The 18,602-nt window shown below is 70.8% G+C and carries 24 protein-coding genes; 10 read left to right on the top strand and 14 right to left on the bottom strand.

What is annotated here, in order from left to right; translation table 11 throughout:
• Positions 1–23 precede the first annotated feature (23 nt).
• On the bottom strand, positions 24–659 hold the full coding sequence (locus B9G49_RS06765) for a hypothetical protein (protein WP_086215855.1): 636 nt from the start codon (positions 657–659) through the stop codon (positions 24–26).
• Positions 656–1,345, bottom strand: coding sequence for a hypothetical protein (locus B9G49_RS06760; RefSeq protein WP_086215854.1), 690 nt, complete (start codon positions 1,343–1,345; stop codon positions 656–658). Before B9G49_RS06760 ends, B9G49_RS06765 begins: the two co-directional genes overlap by 4 nt.
• A gap of 137 nt (positions 1,346–1,482) precedes the next feature.
• Between B9G49_RS06760 and B9G49_RS06755 the strand changes: the two genes are divergently transcribed.
• The 5 genes from B9G49_RS06755 (at position 1,483) to B9G49_RS06735 (ending at position 6,466) form a co-directional block, all read left to right on the top strand.
• Entirely contained in the window at positions 1,483–2,283 is an 801-nt protein-coding gene (locus B9G49_RS06755; RefSeq protein WP_049931283.1) for a DUF2103 domain-containing protein, read from the top strand.
• Between the two features lie 131 nt (positions 2,284–2,414).
• Complete coding sequence (locus tag B9G49_RS06750) at positions 2,415–3,113, top strand: LysE family translocator (RefSeq protein WP_049931285.1); 699 nt, start codon at positions 2,415–2,417, stop codon at positions 3,111–3,113.
• Between the two features lie 91 nt (positions 3,114–3,204).
• Positions 3,205–4,257, top strand: coding sequence for an NAD(P)-dependent glycerol-1-phosphate dehydrogenase (locus B9G49_RS06745; protein ID WP_049931286.1), 1,053 nt, complete (start codon positions 3,205–3,207; stop codon positions 4,255–4,257).
• A gap of 133 nt (positions 4,258–4,390) precedes the next feature.
• Entirely contained in the window at positions 4,391–5,050 is a 660-nt protein-coding gene (locus B9G49_RS06740; protein WP_049931287.1) for a DUF420 domain-containing protein, read from the top strand.
• Positions 5,051–5,143: 93 nt separating this feature from the next.
• Positions 5,144–6,466, top strand: coding sequence for a M28 family peptidase (locus tag B9G49_RS06735; protein WP_086215853.1), 1,323 nt, complete (start codon positions 5,144–5,146; stop codon positions 6,464–6,466).
• A gap of 36 nt (positions 6,467–6,502) precedes the next feature.
• On the opposite strand, the gene B9G49_RS06730 is transcribed toward B9G49_RS06735, so the two are convergent.
• The 9 genes from B9G49_RS06730 to B9G49_RS06690 form a co-directional block, all read right to left on the bottom strand.
• Positions 6,503–6,946, bottom strand: a complete 444-nt coding sequence (locus B9G49_RS06730) for a hypothetical protein (RefSeq protein ID WP_049931289.1) — start codon at positions 6,944–6,946, stop codon at positions 6,503–6,505.
• 162 nt (positions 6,947–7,108) lie between these two features.
• The gene (locus B9G49_RS06725; protein WP_086215852.1) at positions 7,109–7,840 is read right to left on the bottom strand and encodes an NAD(+)/NADH kinase; all 732 of its coding nucleotides are present in this window, start codon (positions 7,838–7,840) and stop codon (positions 7,109–7,111) included.
• A 113-nt stretch (positions 7,841–7,953) separates the two neighbouring features.
• Positions 7,954–8,238 (bottom strand): hypothetical protein, encoded by a 285-nt coding sequence (locus B9G49_RS06720; RefSeq protein ID WP_049931291.1) that lies wholly within the window; start codon positions 8,236–8,238, stop codon positions 7,954–7,956.
• Positions 8,239–8,242: 4 nt separating this feature from the next.
• On the bottom strand, positions 8,243–8,674 hold the full coding sequence (locus B9G49_RS06715) for a hypothetical protein (RefSeq protein WP_049931292.1): 432 nt from the start codon (positions 8,672–8,674) through the stop codon (positions 8,243–8,245).
• 83 nt (positions 8,675–8,757) lie between these two features.
• Positions 8,758–9,546: a cytochrome B gene (locus tag B9G49_RS06710; RefSeq protein WP_086215851.1), complete on the bottom strand. Its 789-nt coding sequence runs from the start codon at positions 9,544–9,546 to the stop codon at positions 8,758–8,760.
• Between the two features lie 4 nt (positions 9,547–9,550).
• Positions 9,551–10,360, bottom strand: coding sequence for a cytochrome bc complex cytochrome b subunit (locus B9G49_RS06705; RefSeq protein WP_086215850.1), 810 nt, complete (start codon positions 10,358–10,360; stop codon positions 9,551–9,553).
• A gap of 7 nt (positions 10,361–10,367) precedes the next feature.
• Positions 10,368–10,757: a hypothetical protein gene (locus tag B9G49_RS06700; RefSeq protein ID WP_049931296.1), complete on the bottom strand. Its 390-nt coding sequence runs from the start codon at positions 10,755–10,757 to the stop codon at positions 10,368–10,370.
• On the bottom strand, positions 10,754–11,404 hold the full coding sequence (locus tag B9G49_RS06695; RefSeq protein WP_049931297.1) for a halocyanin domain-containing protein: 651 nt from the start codon (positions 11,402–11,404) through the stop codon (positions 10,754–10,756). Before B9G49_RS06695 ends, B9G49_RS06700 begins: the two co-directional genes overlap by 4 nt.
• Positions 11,405–11,499: 95 nt before the next feature.
• Positions 11,500–12,414 carry a hypothetical protein gene (locus tag B9G49_RS06690; protein ID WP_086215849.1) on the bottom strand — a complete coding sequence of 305 codons (915 nt, stop codon included), beginning with the start codon at positions 12,412–12,414 and terminating at the stop codon, positions 11,500–11,502.
• Positions 12,415–12,537: 123 nt separating this feature from the next.
• Here B9G49_RS06690 and B9G49_RS06685 point away from each other — a divergent pair, with 123 nt between their 5' ends.
• Complete coding sequence (locus tag B9G49_RS06685) at positions 12,538–13,020, top strand: hypothetical protein (RefSeq protein ID WP_049931299.1); 483 nt, start codon at positions 12,538–12,540, stop codon at positions 13,018–13,020.
• Positions 13,021–13,103: 83 nt separating this feature from the next.
• Complete coding sequence (locus tag B9G49_RS06680; protein ID WP_049931300.1) at positions 13,104–13,724, top strand: HAD family hydrolase; 621 nt, start codon at positions 13,104–13,106, stop codon at positions 13,722–13,724.
• 31 nt (positions 13,725–13,755) lie between these two features.
• On the opposite strand, the gene B9G49_RS06675 is transcribed toward B9G49_RS06680, so the two are convergent.
• The gene (locus B9G49_RS06675; protein WP_086215848.1) at positions 13,756–14,619 is read right to left on the bottom strand and encodes an MBL fold metallo-hydrolase; all 864 of its coding nucleotides are present in this window, start codon (positions 14,617–14,619) and stop codon (positions 13,756–13,758) included.
• 3 nt (positions 14,620–14,622) lie between these two features.
• Positions 14,623–16,476, bottom strand: a complete 1,854-nt coding sequence (locus B9G49_RS06670; RefSeq protein WP_086215847.1) for a radical SAM protein — start codon at positions 16,474–16,476, stop codon at positions 14,623–14,625.
• Positions 16,477–16,569: 93 nt separating this feature from the next.
• On the opposite strand from B9G49_RS06670, the gene B9G49_RS06665 reads away from it, so the two are divergent.
• From B9G49_RS06665 to B9G49_RS06660, 3 genes are all read left to right on the top strand, one after another.
• Entirely contained in the window at positions 16,570–17,019 is a 450-nt protein-coding gene (locus B9G49_RS06665) for a hypothetical protein (RefSeq protein ID WP_086215846.1), read from the top strand.
• Positions 17,020–17,096: 77 nt separating this feature from the next.
• A complete protein-coding gene (locus B9G49_RS16710; RefSeq protein WP_017342671.1) occupies positions 17,097–17,252 on the top strand; it encodes a hypothetical protein in 156 nt (51 codons plus the stop codon).
• Positions 17,253–17,255: 3 nt separating this feature from the next.
• Positions 17,256–17,672 (top strand): Hsp20/alpha crystallin family protein, encoded by a 417-nt coding sequence (locus B9G49_RS06660; RefSeq protein WP_086215845.1) that lies wholly within the window; start codon positions 17,256–17,258, stop codon positions 17,670–17,672.
• Positions 17,673–17,699: 27 nt separating this feature from the next.
• On the opposite strand, the gene B9G49_RS06655 is transcribed toward B9G49_RS06660, so the two are convergent.
• The coding region (locus B9G49_RS06655; RefSeq protein WP_086215867.1) for an FAD-binding oxidoreductase at positions 17,700–18,602 on the bottom strand (903 nt) is incomplete at its 5' end.

The raw sequence follows: 18,602 nt of genomic DNA, 5'->3' as shown, positions 1-18,602 counted from the left end.
CCGACTACGGCTCGCGTCCGGCGCTACTCGGTCGCGCTCCCGAAGATCCGGTCCCGGACCAGCTCCGCGACGCCCGCGAGGTGCGCCTGTCCGAACAGCCCGACCAGCACCGCGCCCGCGGTGTTGTACATGAGATCGAGCACGGTGTCGTCGAGCCCGTGCTGCGCGAGCGGCATGTCGATGCCGGTCTCGGTCGCGACGATGTCTAAGCCGAACTCGAACAGCTCCCAGAGCACGCCGAACGCGAGGACGATGAGGACGATGAAGACGAACGCGAACCGCGACGGGATCCGGATCCCGTCGCTGTGGAGGTCGACCGCCCGGAGCGTCGTGTAGCCGACTGCGGCGACCAGGGAGGCCGACAGCGCGTGCGTCATGTGGTCCCACCACTCGACGCGGGCGTAGAACCCGGCCGAGCCGACCGTGTGGAGGAACACGGCCGTCGTGATCCACAGGGCGAGCCACGGGTCGAGCGGGAGGTCGTACCGGCGCTCGAGCGCCGCGGGGACCAGCGTGACGAGGAGCGCAATGACCCCGTTGCTTACTGCCTTCTGCTCGCCCGCGAGGAAGCCGTACGCGACGATACCGACGAGCAGGACCTGCATCGCGCCCGTGAGTCGACGCTGCGACGCGAGGGACAGCCGAGGGAGCAGCGTCATCGCCGCACCACCCGGCGGATGACGCGACGGAGGAGACGTCCCCGGCGGCGGAAGTAGCCGTCGAAGAGGAGTCCGGCCGCGATCCCGGCCAGCGTGACGTACATGTACTCGGTCATCAGCGCGTCGTTCGTCGTCAGGTACGCGGTGCCGACGCGCTGGTCGAGGTTCCAGCGCAGCACCGTCCACACCGCCGCCGTCGCCAGCGTCGTCATCACGACGAAGGCGACCGCGAACCAGTGGGTGAGCCGCAGCGACGTGAACATGTGGAGGTCGACGGCGATCACGAGCGCCAGCGCCGCGATGGCGACGTACGCCGCGAACGTCCCTAACTCGCCGCCGAGGAGCGCGCCCACGAGGACCGGGAGCAGCGCGAGGCCCACCAGCTCGGCCGGGAGCATCGTCCGCCAGTCGCGAGCCGCGACCGTGGGCGCGAGCAAGACGCCGCCGAGTCCGACCGCGATCGCCGCCGACAGCAGGTCGTAGTCGAGCGCGCTCTCGACGAGGACTCCGCCCAGGACGGCGATCATCGCCCACGCGACGAGCGCGTTGAGCCGGCCGTCGCGGATCAGCTGCGTGAGTCTGTCCTCGACGGATCCCAGCGTGCCGGCGAGGTCTTCGCCGGACTCCCCGTCGCCGACGCTCGCGTCGGAGCCGGTCTCGGTGTCGCGGCGTCGGTCTCCGTCCATGTCCGGTACCGAGGCCGGGGAGGATTATAAGCTGTCGCTCCGGATCAGCGGTGGGCGCGACGGTGTACGGCGGCGAACGGGTCCCGAGACCGGCGGCGAACGGACGCGCTTTTATGTTCCACGGCCGTGTTGTCGGTATGAACTGTCGGCGGTGTGGGACCCCGTTAGAGAAGCCGGGGGACTACTGTTTGACCTGTAACACCGCCAACGCCGACGCGGTCGTCGCCGAGTTCGACGCCGACCGCGCACACCTGACGATGTTGGACGAGGACGCCGTCGTCGGCGAGACGACGATCACCACGCGCCCGGAGGACACCGAGCGCCTGACGGAGGTCCAACTGCGGAACTTCGCGGGGCGCGTCGCCGACGAGATCCGACGCAAGCGACCGGAGACCGTCTACGCCGCCGGCGAGCGCGAGCCGCTCCGCGAGACGCGCGCGCAGCTCCACCACGAGTTCTACCGGGTGCCCGACGGCGGCGCCGGCGGGAGCGACCGAGACGGGACGACGGCGAGCGACCCCGCAGACGACGGCGGGAAGCCGGACGTGAGCCCCCTCGTAGAGTGGGTGCTCGACCGTCGCGGCGACCGGTCGCTGGCGGTGGTCGAGACCCCGCCGCGCGAGAAGATCGGCGGGTCGCACTCGACGCTCATCGGCGACCGCAAGGGGCGGAAGGCCGTCCAGACCGTCGCGGAACACCCGCACGTGAAGAAGATCGTTCCCGGTCCCATCGACGCCGGCGGGACGGGGTCACGGACCGGCCTCCGCGCGAAGGCGACGCGCGCGGGGACCAACGGCAACGTCCGGCTACTCCTGCGGGACGGCTCCAGCGTCCAGGAGAACCGGATCGTCACCACGGCGATGGACCGCGAGACCGGCGAGCGCGTCCGCGAGGACCTCAACGAGGCGCTCCGGGACGCGGAGCTCCAAGACGTGTAGCTTCCGGCCCCGCCCGCCGTGTGCGGATCTGGCGTCCGATGTCCGTATCTCGGTCGCAGCGCCCGGAAGCGGCCACTACTGACCGCGTCGCTGTCGCGGGGTTTTTCACGAGACCGGTCGTTGCGAGCGGTGTGAGCACCCTCGTCACGCTCGGCGCGGGCGTCGTCTTCGGGCTGGCGCTCGCGGCGCCGCCCGGTCCGATGAACGCGGTGATCGCCGAGGAGGCCGTCCTCCGCGGTCGCTTCGCCGGCTTCCGGGCCGGCCTCGGCGCGGCGACCGCCGACGCGATCTTCTTCGTCCTCGCGTACGTCGGCGTCGTCGCGGTCGTGGAGTCGTTCCCGCTGTTACAGGGCGTCATGGTCGCGGTCGGCGGCGTCCTTATGCTGTACTTCGCCGTCGGCGCGGCCCAAGGCGCGCGGGCGTCGTTCCGTCCGACCTCCGGCGAGGAGCCGATCGCGGCCGAGGGGAAGGGGTTCCGCAAGGCGCTGGTGCTCGCCCTGACGAACCCGTACCAGGTGCTGTTCTGGCTGACGATCGGCGTCGGCCTGCTTCAGCCGGGCGAACTCGACGTGTTGTCCCGGCTCCCGGTGGTCGGAGCCGACCTCGCCGGGACGCTCGTGGTCGCCACCGGCTCGCCCGCGCTCATCGGCGGGTTCTTCCTCGGCGTGCTGGTCTGGGTCCTCGGCTTCCCCACGGGACTCGTCGCCGCGGAGCGCAGGATCGAGGCGTTCGCCCCGATCGTCGCCGTCGCGTCGGCGTTCGTGCTCGCCGGCTTCGGCGTCTACTTCCTCTACGACGCGGCGACGACGCTGGCCGCGCTTGGGGCGTAACCGGGGCGGCCGTCGCCCGTCGGCCGCTCCGTGGCGGTCGCGCCCGCCGTACATGGACAACGGCTTTGACCCGTCGGCGCGACCGTCCCGTATGTTCGAGAAGACGACGTGGATCAAGCTCCCGCGGAACGTCCTCGTGGGACACGACGTCCTCGACGACCTCGGGGAGGCGGTCGGCGAGCTCTATCTCACCGGGCGGCCGCTGATCGTGACGAGCCCGACGCCGAACGAGATCGCCGGCGACCGCGTCAGAGCCCAGTTCGACGACCCCGCGACCGCGGTCGTGGAGAACGCCTCCTTCGCGGCCGTCGAGGACCTGAAGGAGACCGCGGAGGCGGTCGACCCGGGCTACCTCATCGCGCTCGGCGGCGGCAAGCCGATCGACATCGCGAAGATGGCAGCCGACCACCTCGACGTCGGCTTCGTCTCCGTCCCGACGGTCGCCTCCCACGACGGTATCGTCTCGGGGCGCTCGTCGATCCCAGAGGGCGACACGCGCCACTCGGTCGCCGCCGACCCGCCGCTCGCCGTCGTGGCGGACACGACGCTGCTCGCGGACGCCCCGTGGCGGCTCACCACCGCGGGTTGTGCGGACATCATCTCCAACTACACCGCGGTGAAGGACTGGCGGCTCGCCCGCCGCCTGCGGAACGTCGAGTACAGCGAGTACGCGGGCGCGCTCTCGGAGATGACCGCGGAGCTGCTCGTCGAGAACGCCGACATGATCCGGCCGGGCCTAGAGGAGTCGGCGTGGGTCGTGGTGAAGGCGCTCGTCTCCTCCGGGGTCGCGATGTCGATCGCCGGCTCCTCGCGGCCCGCCTCGGGCGCGGAACACCTCATCTCCCACCAGCTCGACCGCATCGCGCCCGGTAAGGCGCTCCACGGCCACCAGGTCGGCGTGGCGTCGATCATGACGGAGTTCCTCCACAGCGGCGAGAACGGGCGGTGGGCGGCGATCCGCGACGCACTCGCCGAGCTCGACGCCCCGACGACCGCGGGCGAGCTGGGGATCGACGACGCGGAGCTCATCGCCGCGCTCACGAGCGCCCACGAGATCCGCGACCGCTACACCATCCTCCAGGGCGGGATCAACGAGGAGGCGGCGATAGGGGTCGCGACCGCGACCGGCGTCATCGAGGAGTGATCCCGGTTCGGCGCGCGGGACGCCGCCGGACGGCCCCACGTCGCCCCCGCCGAACGGCCCCGCGTCGTCCCCGATCTCCGGCTCTCGATTCCGACCTCGAAAGGCCAATAACGCTCCCGGGAGTACACCTGATATGTCCACCGCCAGCGTTCGCGACCGGGCCAAAGAGCGGGCCACCGCGATAACCGTCCTCCTCACCGTCGTCGGCTACGGCGCCGTAGGGGGCGTGTTCCTCGTTCCGGAGTTCCAAGCGCTGTTCCCGACGCTCACGCAGGAAACGGTCAATCTGCTCGCGCACGCCATCGCGGCCGTCAACACGGTCACCGTGATCTCCCTCTCGCTCGGCTGGTACTGGATCCGGAACGACGAGGTGAAAAAGCACGCGGCGGCGATGACGACGTCGTTCGTCCTCATCCTCCTGTTCCTCGGGATGTACCTCCCGAAGGTCGCCGGGGGCGGCACCAAGGAGTTCGTCCTCGACTCGTCGTACGCGTGGGTCCCGCTGTGGGACTGGGTGTACCCCGCGTACCTGATCATGCTCGCGATCCACATCATTCTCTCCGTGGTCTCGGTCCCCGTCGTCCTCTACGCGATCGTCCTCGGGCTCACCCACACCGAACAGGAGCTCCGGACGGAGACGCCACACCGGCGCGTCGGTCGGATCGCCGCGAGCGCGTGGATCCTCTCGCTCGCGCTCGGGGTCGTCACCTACCTCCTCTTGAACCACCTGTACGACTCGACGTTCGCGGCCGCCGAGGCCGCGACGGTCCTCCTGCCGGCCGTCCCGGTCTAACTCCCCCCCCTCGGCCCCGGCGTCTCGCCGGGGGATCCCGGCCGCCCCCGCCGCCACCGAAACGCTTGACCGGCGGCCGCGACACCCACACCCATGACCGACTGGATCGGCGAGACGTTCACGAGCGACGCGGGCTGGAACCACCTCCTCGACCTCGTCGACGTCGGCGACCGCATGGCCGGTTCGGCGGGCGAGCGCGAGGCGCTTGAGCTGACCCGCGACGCGTTCGCCGCGGCCGGCGCGCGGAACGCCGCGGTCGAGGAGTTCGAGATACAGGGCTGGGAGCGCGGCGACAGCGCGGTCCGCGAGGCCGCGACGGACGAGCCGGTCGCCGTCGGCCCGAACGCCTGTATCGCGCTACCGCGCAGCCCGAGCGCCGAGGTGACCGGGGAGTTCGTCGACCTCGGTCACGGCGTTCCAGCGGACTTCGAGGCCGACCTCGAGGGGAAGGTCGTGATGGTGTCGTCGGACACCCCCGACGCCGTCGACCGATTCATCCATCGCCGGGAGAAGTACTACCGCGCGGTCGACGCCGGCGCCGCCGCCTTCGTCTTCGCCAACCACGTCGAGGGGACCCTCCCGCCGACCGGGAGTGTCGGGACCGCGGAGGCGCCCGTGGGGGCGATCCCGGCGGTCGGCGTCTCGAAGGAGGCCGGCGCCCGGCTGGCGCGGCGACGCGAGGGCGACGACCTGACCGTCGCGGTCGACTGCGAGACGCCGACGGCGACGAGCGGCAACGCGGTCGCCGAACTCGGCCCCGACACCGACGAACACCTGCTCGTCTCCTCGCACGTCGACGCCCACGACATCGCGGAGGGCGCGATGGACAACGGGGCGGGGACGGCGACGATCGTCGAGGTCGCGCGGGCGCTCGCTGCGCGCGAGGGCGAGCTCGACGTGCGGGTCCGATTCGCCGCGTTCGGCGCCGAGGAGGTCGGGCTCGTCGGCTCGTCCGTGGCCGCCGAGGCGGCCGACAGGGAGGCGGTCCGCGCGGTCGTCAACGTCGACAGCAACGTGTTCGGTCGGACGCTGCGGCTCGACCACCACGACTTCGACGCGCTGGCGGCGGCCGCCGACCGTGTGAGCGACCGCTTCGACCACCCGATCGCGACGGGGAGCGAGCTGGTCCCCCACAGCGACCACTGGCCGTTCGTGAAGCGGGGGATCCCCGGGTACATGGTCTCGGGCGAGACCGAGGGGCGCGGCCGCGGCTGGGGCCACACCCACGCCGACACGCTGGATAAGCTGGAGTCGCGAAACCTCCGCGAGCAGGCGATCCTCCTGACCGAGCTGGTCGTCGAGCTCGCCGAGGCGGACGCGTCGGTTCCCCGCCGCGACACCGACGAGATCGCGGCGGCGCTCGAAGCCGAGGGGAAGGCGACGGGGATGAAGCTCACCGGCGACTGGCCGTTCTGACGCGAGGCGAGCGAGAAAGTGGCGGTCCGCGGTTCGTCAGGCGACGACGAACTGGTTCCAGATCCCTTCGACGAGGAAGAACAGCGCGAAGTACGACGACCACACCAACACGACGAGCGAGGCGGCGATCGAGCTCTTCGGCGCCTCGATCGTCATGTCGTTCCGGGCCTCGACGTTGCGGGCCTCCAGCTCGAAGAAGTCGGCGACGAACATCGCGAGGACGAGCACGGAGAGGATCGTCCCTCTCACCGGCGAACCGAGGATGTAGACGAACGAGAGGAGGACAAGCCCGACGTTAGTGAACACGTGCGGCGTGTACGCCTCCACGCTGTCCGCCTCCTGTCCCTGTTCGACGTGCCGCCTGTGCGCGAGGTGCCGCGTGGCGAGGTTCGCGACTGTCATCACGAAGATCGCGTACGGCAGCGCCGGCCCGACGGCCGACAGCCAGCCGAGGGGAACGAGGAACTGCAGTGGGTCCATATCCACCACTTCCGTTCACGACGTATTAGAGTGTTTCCGATCGGCGCGCCCGCGGGGAGGGGCGGCGTCGCTGCGATCGGAACGAGCCGTCCGTCGCTGCGATCGGAACGAGCCGTCCGTCGCTGCGATCGGAACGAGCCGTCGCCGCCACCGGGGGAGGGATCACCCCTGCTCCGCCGTCGGAGCGAGGAGATCGACCATCGTCGCGGCCTCGATCCTGACCGCGCGATGTGGCTCGACAGTCCCCCAGCGGTCCCCGTCGACGACCAGCGCGACCGACTCCTCCTCGCGCTCGACGGTGACCGCGAGGCGGCCGCTCGCGACCCACGTGTCGGGAGCGGTCGTGAACGGCGAGACGGGGACGACCGCGAGGCCCGCCCCGGGCGATACCAGCGGCCCGCCGGCCGCCGCCGCATACCCCTCACTCCCGAGCGGCGTCGCGACCACGGCGCCGTCCGCGCGCACCGACGCCGACTCGCCGTCGGAGAACGCGATCTCGTACTCGGATATCCGGGCCGGCGCCGCCGTCACGAACGCGACGTCGGCGGCCGCGAACCGGCGGCGACTATCCGGCCGTTCGACCGCGACGACCGGATGAGCGACGCGGGAGAACGCGTCGAACTCGGGAGCCGGCCCGTCGACGACGAGGTCGGTCACGAGACTCGGGTCGACCGCGTGACGGCCCGTTCCGACCGGGAGGATCGGGTGACCGCGCGTGTCCGTACTCGCGGCCGCGCGCATCGCCTCGCGGAGCGCGGCCTCGCCGACGGCGACGACTACGTCTGCCTCGGCGCGGTCGACGAGCGGGGCGCCCGCGTCGGTCGCCGCCGATCGGATCGCCGCCGCCGGGTCGCCCTCGCCGAGAACCGCGAAGGGGCGCGTCGGCTCACTCATGGCCGTGGGTGGGACGAGCGGCGGTGAAAATCCCTCGGTTCGCCGGCGGTCGCCGTCGCGTCGCCGGTGAACGGCGCGAGGAAGAGCGGAGAAACGAGACGAGCGTTTCGGGTTCAGTTCGCGGCGGCGTCTTCGTCGCCGCCGTTGAGAGCGTCGCGGAGCTGGCGGCTGGCCGGGATGAGCACCCAGAACGTCGCCGCGCCGAGCACCATCAGCCAGAAGAACATGTCGCCCGCGAACACGCCGATCTCGCCGTACGCCGTGTTCACGCCCTCCGCCGGGTTCACGAGCTGCGACACCTGGTAGTACGACGGCGTCCGGTACCAGCCGCCGAAGGTGATCCAGCCGAGACCGCCGATCGCGAACAGGGCGAAGCCCTTCATGAACTCGTCTGCCATTATCTCATGTTTCGCTGGGGTCGTCTTGAGACTTTCCCATCCCCTGTCCGCGGAACCGGGTCCCGAGCACGTACACGGCGGTTCCGAGGATAATGAATCCCACGCCCGTGATCGCCAGTATCGCCACCAGCACGTCTTCCGGGGGCAGGAGTCCGGCGTTGTCGAGCAGATAGACGATGGTCGTCCGGACGAAGCTAATCTGGAGCGTCGCGGCGTCGATGAGGGTGAACCCGACGAAGTAGGTGACGACCGCGGCGAGCGTCGAGAAGACGGTGACGGCCTTGTACAGCCGGAACGGGACGACGATCTCTCGGCCGCTCGGGCCCTCCCGCGGGCCCGTCGGCTCGGTGCGGGGCTCGGCGTCGTCGTCGGCCGCGATCGGATCGCCGGTCTCGTCGAACGCCTGCGAGGAGTCGCCGTCTGTTGAGGATGACATGGGTGATACGGAGCGTCTGAACGGCTGGACCGGACCGCGACCGCGCGTCGGTCACGGGGGCGAAGCGGGCGGGGCTCGACCGGTTACTTCGGCGGGCGGAGCATGAAGTACCGGCGGTTGAGGTCGTACATGTACCCCTCGCGCATCGTCTTCAACACCGCGTAGGTGATGATGCCGGCGACGACGGGGAGCATGAACACGAGCGAGAACAGCAGCTCGAGCGGGACGGGGAAGAAGTTCTGGATGGCGAGCACCGCCAGCGTGATCGCCAGCACGACGCCGGTCATCCCGAGCGCCGCCCAGCCCGGCTCCTCGACGGGACGCCGCGCGTTCCCCTTGTTGAGGAAGGGGACGAGCGTGATGACGCCGAAGATGGCGCCGTGGGCCACGAGCCCGTACAGCTCGTTGGACATGACGATGTTGCCGCCCAACACCGCGAGTTCGGGGTTGATCGGGCTGAGTTTCAGCAGTCCGAACGACCAGTAGAGGTACCAGTCGGGCAGGATGATCGCCGGCGTCGATCCGGGGTTCGCCGGGTCCCCGAAGTGCCCCGGAAGGATCGACGCCACGAGCAGCATGATCCCGAGGAAGAACGACGTGATAGCGAGGTTCCGGATCGTCTCGTGGGGCCACGTCGGGAAGCCGAGCACGTCGCGCTCGACGTACGTGGACTCCGCGCGGAGGTCCTCGTCCTCGCGGCGGGACCGCTCAAAGTACTGGTAGGTGAGCTGTGCGAGCCCCTGGCTGCGCCCCTTGCGCTCCGACCAGGTCGGCGTCTCGTCGTCCGGCGGGACGGTCGCCGGGGGGCCGCCGTCGGTCCGCGCCTCGTCGTCGGTGCCTCCGTCCGTCATGGGAGTGGTGTCGTCGGTCATTGGATTAGTGCGGTTCCGCGATGCCCTGCACCCAGACGATGCCCACGTGGACCGCGATGAGCGCGGTGACCACGAACGGCAGCACGAACACGTGCAGGATGTACATTCTCACGAGCGTCGCCGGTCCGAGGGTGAAGCCGCCGAACAGCAACTGGGCCGCCCACTCGCCCACGATCGGGGTCGCGAGCGCCAGTTCGACGCCGATCTGCGCCGCCCAGAAGGACAGCTGCTTCCACGGGAGGACGTACCCGGAGAAGCCGAACAGCAGCGTCAGGGCGATGAGCACGACGCCGAGGATCCAGTTGACCTCGCGCGGCTCCTTGTACGCGCCGGTGAAGTAGACGCGCAGCATGTGGAGGAACACCGCCGCCACCATGAACTGCGCCGCCCAGCGGTGGATCGCCCGGAGCATGAACCCGAACTGGACGTCCGTCATGATCATCACCATCGAGTCGTACGCCGCCGTCGGGTCGCCCTGCGCCGCCGCACCGGCGGTCGACGGTGCGTAATAGAACCCGAGCAGCGCGCCGGAGACCGCCGCGAGCAGGTATGCGATGATAGAGAGGGACCCGAGCGAGTACAGCGGGTACCAGTACCAGAACTTGTTGTCGAGGTCGTACTGCTCGGTGTGGCTCTTCGGCATCTGGAGGTTCGCGCGGTAGTACATCGTCTCCAGCAGTTCGAGGTAGTCGACGATGCGAAGCCGCTTGTCCAGCCAGATGAGCGTGGTCAGGAACGCCGTCTCGATGGCCGTGAGGTCCTGACTCTTGAGCCACGCGTTGTGGTCCATGTCGTCTTGTTTTTTCAGACTCATTGTCGAATCACTTCTTGTAGTACGGGTACACAGCCCGTTTCAGCGTGTCCGCCAGCCCGCCGGTGTCGATGCTTTTGCCGTCCTTGTCCTCCTCGCGGACGTACAGGTCCTCCCACTTGCGACGGCGTTTCTTCACGATCATCACGTCCGGAAGGAACTCTTTCCGGTACAGGAGTAGGATGAACGCGAGATCAATAAAGATGAGGGCGAGAAGCGCCCCGACGAACATGTTGCCGGCCTCCGTCGACGCCCACGCGGACATCAGCCCGTAGGTGAAAAGCGCGACGAACACGACCTCGATGACGGTGAGGAGGACGATCGCGATCGCGGCCGCGGTGCTCTCACGGGCCGGTTCGTACCGGTGAATGTCGCCGTACGAGGAGTTGCCGGAGCTCATCTCGCACCCCCGTGACCCGTGTGGGCGGACTCGCCGTACTTGAGCATGTAGAACGTGAACACGAACGTCAGCCCGATGCCGAGGATCGCGGAGATGCCGACCCAGTGGGCGTGGAGCGGAACGCCGACCTTGGCGATGTCCTCGGGCCACCCGGTGTTCGCGCCGCCGCCGACCTCGACGGTCGCGACGTCCTCGCCGACGGCAATGCCGCCGTGCATGCCGACCGCGGTGTGGGGCACGCAGTGGTAGTGGGTGATCCCGGCGTCCTCGCTCGACGTCTCGTACTCGTAGGTGTACCCCTCCTCGCCGACGGGGTCACCGCTGTCGAAGCTGGCCGGGCCGCCGCCATCGACCGCCTGGACGTTGTGGTCGCCGCCGTTGCCCGTCCACTCCCAGGTGATCGTCGTTCCCTCGTCGACCCACACGAGGGTCGGGTCGAACGCGAGGCCGTTGCTGCCGGCCCCGACCGAGATGGTCACCGAGTCCTGGCCGCGGGCGTCGGTGTACGAGCCCACGTTTCCGCTGGCCGCCCCGCTCGGCCAATCGGGCTGTACCTCCTGTGCAGCCGCCGTTCCGGTCGCCCCGGCGGAGGCCGCGACGGCGGCGGTCGCGCCGCCGGCCGTCCGCACGAAGTCCCGCCTTTTCATACAGTTTCACTCAGGACGGGGTGCGCTTAAACCCACCGACTGATACCGCCGACGCGGAGGTGTCTGTAGGGCCTGAGACCGTCGAAATCGGCGGATTACTCGTCTCGGTCGGGGTCGGTCGTAGCGCCGTCCTCGCCGGTCACGACGCCGTCCTCAACCGGGACGAACTCGGGCCGCTCCTTCGCCTCGCGGAGCGCTCGCAGACGGTCGCGGTACTCCTCCGATCGGAACCGGTCCGAGAGCCGCGCGTTCGCCACCATCGCGAACAGGAACACCCCGACGAGCAGGAACACGATGCCCATCGCCGGCGCGACGATCGTGTCGAGGTCCGTTGCGGCGGTCGCGACGAGGAGGGCCACGCCGGCGAGCACCTGAATCCCGGCGACCGCCTGTATCACGAGGTTGCCGAACTCGCCCGAACCCTCCGGAACGCTGTCGGGGTGCGGGAGCGACCAGTCCTCCGGCGGCTCGGGCACCTCGTACGAGTCCATCGCCGCCAAGGCGACGACCGGTTCGATGTCCCGAAGCACGGTTCCCTCGCCGCGTACCTCGCCCGTGGGGCGGATGATCGCGTATCCCTCGTCGGAGTAGACGAGGATGCGCTCCTCGCCGTCCTCGCGGACGCGCTCCAAGACGCCGAACACGTCGCGGGTCGCGATCCGGGACTTCAGCTCGGCGTCGACCCGGTCGAGGAGCCGGTCGCCGGTGATCCACGTGTCGGGGTCGAAGGCGGCGTCCCACTCCTCGGCGCTCATCTGGGCCATGTCCGACGGGCCGAAGTCGTCGAAGTCGTACTCGGACTCGACGCGCTCGCGGAGGGCCTCGATGTCGTCCTCGTCTCCGGGAGCGCCGTCGGCGTCGGTCGACGCGGGCTCCCCTTCCGGAGTCCCGTCGGTCGCCCGGGATCCGTCTTCCGCGGGCTCCGTGTCGGGGGCTTCCGGGTTGTCGGGCGGGTCGGCCGACTCCTCCGGCGGCGACTCCGGCTCCGACCGCGTCGAGGTGTCCTCCATCGCCCCGGGGTACGTGCTCCTGACGCTAACTGTTTTCGTCCGCGCCCCGACGGCGAGAGGGCGGGACCGCGGGCGCCCGACGCGGATCGGGGGGCTTTACGCGCCGGAGCACGTATCGACGGTATGGTCGACGAGTCGGTCATCGCGGCCCTCGCCGGGATGTCCGTGACGACGAGTCTCCCGTTCCTCCTGTACGGCGCCTGGATCATGATCGACGCAGAGACGGTGTCGTGGAACGTGCTGATGCGCCACCTGCGGTACATCGTCGTCGGACTGGTGCTCACGACGGTCCCGATAGCCGGGTGGATGGTCCCGCGCGTCCTCGACCAAGTGAGCGGCATGGCAATCCTCCACGCGTTCTTCGGCGTTCAGGCGTACGCCCTGTTGGCGTTCGCGCTCACCGGGATCGTGCGGATCTTCCAGGCGAAGCGGAACGCCGACGCCTACGAGGACCCCAGCGTGGACATCGACGAGCTCCACGAGGACATGAGCCACTGGCGGAAGCGGCTCCGCGCCGGCGTCGCCGGCTTCATGCTCCTGTGGTTGTGCGCGTGGGTGACCGGACTCTACCGGCTCGTCACGCTCCACTTCGGCTCGCTGTTCTGACGGCGGCGGCGCGAACGGTCGGCGTCGAGAGGCGTTCCCCCGACCGACAGCTTCAACCCGGGTTTGTCCCTAACGGTGGTATCGTGGCAGTCACCTTCGATCTCTTCGGGACCCTCGTCGACGTCGAATACCCGTCCGACCCGGCGGAAACGGTCGCGCGCGAACTGGAGTCCCGCGGCGTAACGGTCCCCGACGACTGGCACGTCGCGTACGGCGAGCAGCACGTCGAGGCGCCGGCCGGCGCGGAGGTCCCTCTCCCCGCACACGTCGCTCGGGCGCTGGACTCCCGCGGCGTCGACGCGGAGCAGAACGTCGCCAGGCACGCCGTGATCGCGGCGTTCGACCCGGACGTGACCCGGCGCGACGGCGCGCTCGACGCGGTCCGGGGCGCGGCCGACCGGGGCCCGGTGGGGCTGCTCTCGAACTGCGCCGTCCCCGAGCTCGTCCCGCGGACGCTGATCCGGGCCGGGCTCCGGGGCGAGTTCGACGCGGTCACGACGAGCGTCGGCTGCGGCTGGCGGAAGCCGCACCCCTCCGCATTCGAGGCCGCGGCGGAGGCGCTCGGAACGGCCACCACCGGCCTCGTCCACGTCGGCGACGACCCGGAGACCGACGGCGGGATCGTCGCCGCCGGCGGCCGCTTCGTCGACGTGACCGAGACGCCGCTCTCCGAGGTCGTCGCGGAGTTAGAGGCGGAGCCGTAGGGGCGTTCGGTGGACGGCGGGAGCCGCGGAGTCAGTCGAACCCGCGGTCCGCGAGCCGCGCGCGCCACGCCTCGTCGGCCCGTCCCTCGGCGACCAGCTTCTCGACGTGCGCGGCGACCGTCGCCAGCGCGAGGTCCCGCACGCCGGAGAGGTCCTTCTCGTAGGCGCCGTCGACGACCGCGTCGAGGTCCGACGCGCCGCCGTCGAGCGCGGCGATCACGTCTCGCTCGCGGTCCAGCCTGTGATCTATCAGCCGCTCGCAGGCCGCCGGCGGGTCGTCTATCGGCGGGCCGTGTCCAGGGAGGAGTCGGTCGTAGCCGGCGTCGCGCACGCGTTCGAGGCTCGCGAGGTAGGCGGCGAGGTCGCCCTCGGGCGCGGCGACCGCGACGCTCCCCTCGGCGACGGCGAGGTCGCCGCAACACAGCACCGACCGCCCCGACTCGGTCCCCGGACCGCCGGCCGCGAACGCGAGGTGGTCCGGCGCGTGTCCCGGCGTGTCGACCGCGCGGACCGCGGTGTCGGCGACCGTCTCGCCCGGCGCGACCGTCTCGTCCGGCTCGACCCCGGCGGCCGCGGCGAACCGGTCCGCGTGGTCATCGCGGGCGACGACCGTCGCGTCCGTCAGGGCGGCGTAGTCAGCGACCGCGCCGACGTGGTCCGGGTGGGCGTGGGTGACGGCGATCGCTTCGACGGACGGGGCGTCCGCGTCTTCCGATCCGCGCTCCGCGAGCGCCGCGTCGAGCGCGTCGGTCCGGGCGGCGGGGTCGGCGAGGAGGCCGTCCAACAGGTGCGCGTTCGTGGTCCCGCCCGGCGCGCGCGTGTCGACGGGGACTTCGACCCGGGTAACCGCGGGACCTTCGAGGCGGTCGGGGTCTTCGGGATCGTCGACCGGCATCGCTCAGTCCCCGCGACCGAGCGACGACCGCGCGGCCGGACCGGGGCCGGAGCCGGGACGCTCGCGACCGGGGATCGGCACGTCGGTGTCGCCGGCGACCGCGTACGCCCCGAGGTCGGCGACCCCGGCGTCGACCGCTTCGACCGAGTCGTAGTGGCGGCCGACGACGATGTCACCAGCCGTGCTCCGGTTGATCCCGGGGATCGCGGTGAGCTCGTCCATCGAGGCCACGTTGACATCGAGCGGGTACGGGACGCCGGTGACGGAGCGGTAGCCGTGGTCCGTGATCGCCACGTCGATGCTCGTTCCGAGCTCGCGCTCGCCCGGCACCGCGACGAGGAGCGCGTACGTGCCGAGCTGGCGCCCGAACGTCTTGCCGTCCTGGTGGTACTCCAGGTACACGTCCGGGAGGACGGTTCCCGGCGGCACAACGCGGTCGAGCATCGGGTTGTCGATGGTCTCGCGCACCTCGCGCTTGTACGCCTGGAACTGGTCTTTGTGCTCCTGTGCGACCTCGGCCCCCGTCTCGGCCATCTCTGTGCCCGCGAACGCCATCACCTGCCGGATGTTGATCCGGCGGAGCATCAGCCCCTCGTCGTACACCGTCTGGAGGAAGCGCTTGTTGTGCTCGTACGTCTCCGGGCGCTCGCCGGTCAGCCCGTGGACGAGGTTGATCCCGGGGAGGAGCTTCGGCAGCCGCGGCGAGGCGTCCGGTCCGGTTGAGGGACCGGTGACGCGGGCCGGGTCGCCGGGCGTCGTCTCGGGGGCGTCGCCCGGGCGCCAGCCGCCCTCCTCGTTGACGACGCGGACGGCCTCCAAGCACTCCTCGGCGGTGACGAGGAGGTTGTTCTCCTCCTGAACGACCGGGTCGGCCGATTCGAGCCCGAACGCGGCCGTGTCGCCGGGCGTGTTGTGCTCGGCGATGACGCGGATCGCCTCGCGGGACGCCTCCGGGTAGTCCGTGATCGTCACGGGGTTCATGTTGTCGAGGTGGAGCGTCCGGAGGTCGGGCGCGACCTCGCGGATCCCGCCGTACAGCTCCCGGAGCGCGTCGGGGTTCGGCGCCTCGCCGTCGCCGCCGAACGCGAGGATGTCGGCCTGCCGTCCGAGCCGGAAGTGTCGCACGCCGCGGTCCGAGAGCGCGTCGACCTCGTCGACGACCGACCGCGCCGCGCGGAACGCCGGGTCGCCGTACAGCGGCTCCGTACAGAACGAGCAGCGGTAGGCGCACCCGCGGGAGGTCTCCATCTCGCAGATGAGGTAGTCGGGGTGGTTCGGGTGCTGCTCGACGACGAACGCCCCCTGCCGGGCCCAGCGGTCGACCTCCTCGTTCGTGCGCATCCGGTTGCCGTACCCTTCCAGCCCCTCGCGGACGAGGTCGTGGGCCGCGGCCTCCACGTCGCCCATCGCGACGAAGTCGTAGTCGAGGTCGTCGCGTCGGGTCTCCTGCGCGCCGGCGTTCTCCTCGCCGACGCCGAAGCGCACCGGGCCGCCGAGCAGCGTCACGCCGTCGGCGGTCCAGCCGAGCTCTCGCACCTCGTCCGGCTCCGCGGGGGTGCCGCCGACGTACTTCCCGGGCACCGTCATCCCGCCGACGTAGATCATGAGGTCGGCGTCGGCGACGTCGGCATGCTTGCTCCGGTCCTCGCGGAGCTCGTCGATCGTGTGATAGGTGATCGCCGACTCGGGGACGCCGGCGTCGACGAGCGCCCCGGCGGTGTATCGGGGGTACGTCGAGAGGTACGGCGGGACGCCGAAGTGGGCCGGCTCGTCGACGTACCCGTCGACGATGGTGACGGAGAGGTCGTTCGGGTCGGCCGGGAGCGACCCCCGAGCCGACGCGGGCGAATCGGTCATGTTACCGTCCGTACTCGACCGAGACGGGAAAAGCGTGCGGAACGCCCGAGCCGCGCCGGATTACTTATGCCGGAACGCGCGGAAACCCCGACCGTGCCCTCCGAAACGCCCCCGAACGGTGAGACGACCTCCGGCGACGGCGCGCCAGCGCGCGCCGACGGGTCCGCTCGCTGGCAGCGAGTCGGAAACTACGTCTCGTTCGCCGCGCTCTGCGCGCTCGCCGCGATACAGTTTCTCGGCACCAATCCCAGACCGTGGGGACTCGCCGCCGGCTGGGCCGCGGCGACCGCAGTCGCCGTCGGCCCGATCGCGTGGCTCGCCCGCGACCGCCTCTCGCCGGATCGCTACGAGACGCTGACCTACGTCGCCTTCGGCGCCGCGATCCTCGCGATCTCCGTCGGGCTGGGAGTCGCGCTTGCGTTCGAAATCCCGTTTCGCCCGTACGGTCCCGGCTTCCTCGCCGGCACGGCGTTGGGTATCGCAGTCGTCGCTGTCGCCGAGCGAACCGTCGTGCCGAACCGGATGCGCGGTGCGGGGGTCTGAGCGCCGCATCGAGCGGTTCGCACCCCCGGCTCGCCGCCGCCACGCCGTTTAAGCCGCCGCCGATACTACGTCCGCGTATGCCATCGACGATGGAGGTCAAGTGCGTCAGCGACGACTGCGAGCTCGACATGTTCGAGAACCACTACACGTACGACGTGCCCGACGACCACGCGGTCGAGGACCTCTCGTGTCCGTACTGCGGCGGGAGCGACCTCGTCGAAATCGAGGTGTGAGCGGTGGACGGACTCGTCGAAAGCGGTCGCTCCGCGCTCCGTAACGCCCTCGAACGCGTCGGCCGCGGCTGGGGTCGCGTCCAAGAGCGCCGCCCGCTCTCGCACGACCTCCTCGAGAGCGACGACGCGTACCTCGTGGTCTTCGACGCCCCCGGCGTGCGCGGCGAGGACGTCGACGTCACCTTCCTCGACCGCACCGTCGAGGTCTCGCTCGAACGCTTCCGCGACTTCTACGACGGCTACGACCTCGTGTTTCCGGGCCGCGGCGTCTCGCTGTCCGGCAGCGTCGACCTCCCCCGCGACGCCAACGTGACGCCCGAGGGCGCGAACGCGACGCTCACGCGCAACGGGACGCTCCACGTCGAGATCCCCAAACGCGGCGGATCGAGCGACGTCGACGTCGTCGAAGAAGACGACTGACCCCCGACTTCGGCTCTGCGGCCGCTGCTATTCCTCTTCCGTCCGGTTCGACAGCGACATGCCCTCGACGATCTCGAACGCCTCGTCGCCGTCGAACCGATCCGAACCGAACCGCGTCGGGTCGAACGCGCCGATCCACGGCGATTCCGGCCCGTCGAAGGCGGCGCCCGCGAGCGACGCGAGCACGCCCTCGGCCACCACTTCGCCGACGGCCGGCGCGCGCATGAACCCGTGGCCCTGCCAGCCGGCGGCGACGAAGAGCGTCGGATCGCCCGCCTCCGAGTCGACCGGGCCGACGAGCGGGTCGCCGTCCGGCGTCGCGGTACAGAGTCCGGCCCATGCCCGGGCGTCGTCGATCCCGCGGTCGACCCGTTCGCCGCGGTCGGGTCCCTCGCCCCCGTCGAGGCGGTCCCCGCGGGCGAGGCGCTCGTCGAGGGCGCCGGCGAGGTCCTCGCGGAACCAGTCGTCGGCCTCGCGGCGGTAGTCGTCGGGGTCGGCCGGGACCGGCTCAGTCCCGTCGCCCGCGAGCAGGCCGTCGGGGTGCGGGCGGAGGTACGCGTCCGCGGTGGCGTCGTAGACCATCGGCCCGTCGTAGTCAGTTTGGGTCACGAGCGCCTGGACCCGGTAGGGGACGACCGGGACGGAGACGCCCGCGTCCGCGAGGAGCGACCGAGCGTGTGCCCCGGCGGCGACGACGACGGCATCGAAGGCGCGCGTCTCGGCCGCCGGATCGCCGTCGGCTCCGTCGTCACCGACTCGGATGTGTCGTTTCGCGCCGGGCCGCGGCCCGAGCGCGACGGCGGTGTTCGTCTCGATCGCGACCCCCCCGCGACCGGCCCGGTCGCCGAGCGCGCGGACGTACGCCGACGGGTCGGTCCAGCCGGCCCCCTCGGCCACCGCCGCGACGGCGAGGTCGACCGGCCGGGGCGG

The sequence above is a fragment of the Halorubrum sp. SD683 genome (assembly GCF_002135045.1).
In the GTDB taxonomy this organism is placed as follows: Archaea; Halobacteriota; Halobacteria; order Halobacteriales; family Haloferacaceae; genus Halorubrum; species Halorubrum ezzemoulense.
Note: the sequence above shows the minus strand (reverse complement) of the source record. Positions and strands in the feature narration are given on the sequence as shown.

What these genes read in the sequence shown, in the direction of transcription:
- B9G49_RS06765 (WP_086215855.1), bottom strand. Translation starts at nt 659, where the DNA reads ATGACGCTGCTCCCTCGGCTGTCCCTCGCGTCGCAGCGTCGACTCACG.
- B9G49_RS06755 (WP_049931283.1), top strand. Translation starts at nt 1,483, where the DNA reads ATGAACTGTCGGCGGTGTGGGACCCCGTTAGAGAAGCCGGGGGACTAC.
- B9G49_RS06690 (WP_086215849.1), bottom strand. Translation starts at nt 12,414, where the DNA reads ATGGAGGACACCTCGACGCGGTCGGAGCCGGAGTCGCCGCCGGAGGAG.
- B9G49_RS06725 (WP_086215852.1), bottom strand. Translation starts at nt 7,840, where the DNA reads ATGAGTGAGCCGACGCGCCCCTTCGCGGTTCTCGGCGAGGGCGACCCG.
- B9G49_RS06740 (WP_049931287.1), top strand. Translation starts at nt 4,391, where the DNA reads ATGTCCACCGCCAGCGTTCGCGACCGGGCCAAAGAGCGGGCCACCGCG.
- B9G49_RS06735 (WP_086215853.1), top strand. Translation starts at nt 5,144, where the DNA reads ATGACCGACTGGATCGGCGAGACGTTCACGAGCGACGCGGGCTGGAAC.
- B9G49_RS06760 (WP_086215854.1), bottom strand. Translation starts at nt 1,345, where the DNA reads ATGGACGGAGACCGACGCCGCGACACCGAGACCGGCTCCGACGCGAGC.
- B9G49_RS06710 (WP_086215851.1), bottom strand. Translation starts at nt 9,546, where the DNA reads ATGACCGACGACACCACTCCCATGACGGACGGAGGCACCGACGACGAG.
- B9G49_RS06745 (WP_049931286.1), top strand. Translation starts at nt 3,205, where the DNA reads ATGTTCGAGAAGACGACGTGGATCAAGCTCCCGCGGAACGTCCTCGTG.
- B9G49_RS16710 (WP_017342671.1), top strand. Translation starts at nt 17,097, where the DNA reads ATGCCATCGACGATGGAGGTCAAGTGCGTCAGCGACGACTGCGAGCTC.
- B9G49_RS06695 (WP_049931297.1), bottom strand. Translation starts at nt 11,404, where the DNA reads ATGAAAAGGCGGGACTTCGTGCGGACGGCCGGCGGCGCGACCGCCGCC.
- B9G49_RS06705 (WP_086215850.1), bottom strand. Translation starts at nt 10,360, where the DNA reads ATGAGTCTGAAAAAACAAGACGACATGGACCACAACGCGTGGCTCAAG.
- B9G49_RS06685 (WP_049931299.1), top strand. Translation starts at nt 12,538, where the DNA reads ATGGTCGACGAGTCGGTCATCGCGGCCCTCGCCGGGATGTCCGTGACG.
- B9G49_RS06720 (WP_049931291.1), bottom strand. Translation starts at nt 8,238, where the DNA reads ATGGCAGACGAGTTCATGAAGGGCTTCGCCCTGTTCGCGATCGGCGGT.
- B9G49_RS06675 (WP_086215848.1), bottom strand. Translation starts at nt 14,619, where the DNA reads ATGCCGGTCGACGATCCCGAAGACCCCGACCGCCTCGAAGGTCCCGCG.
- B9G49_RS06715 (WP_049931292.1), bottom strand. Translation starts at nt 8,674, where the DNA reads ATGTCATCCTCAACAGACGGCGACTCCTCGCAGGCGTTCGACGAGACC.
- B9G49_RS06700 (WP_049931296.1), bottom strand. Translation starts at nt 10,757, where the DNA reads ATGAGCTCCGGCAACTCCTCGTACGGCGACATTCACCGGTACGAACCG.
- B9G49_RS06730 (WP_049931289.1), bottom strand. Translation starts at nt 6,946, where the DNA reads ATGGACCCACTGCAGTTCCTCGTTCCCCTCGGCTGGCTGTCGGCCGTC.
- B9G49_RS06670 (WP_086215847.1), bottom strand. Translation starts at nt 16,476, where the DNA reads ATGACCGATTCGCCCGCGTCGGCTCGGGGGTCGCTCCCGGCCGACCCG.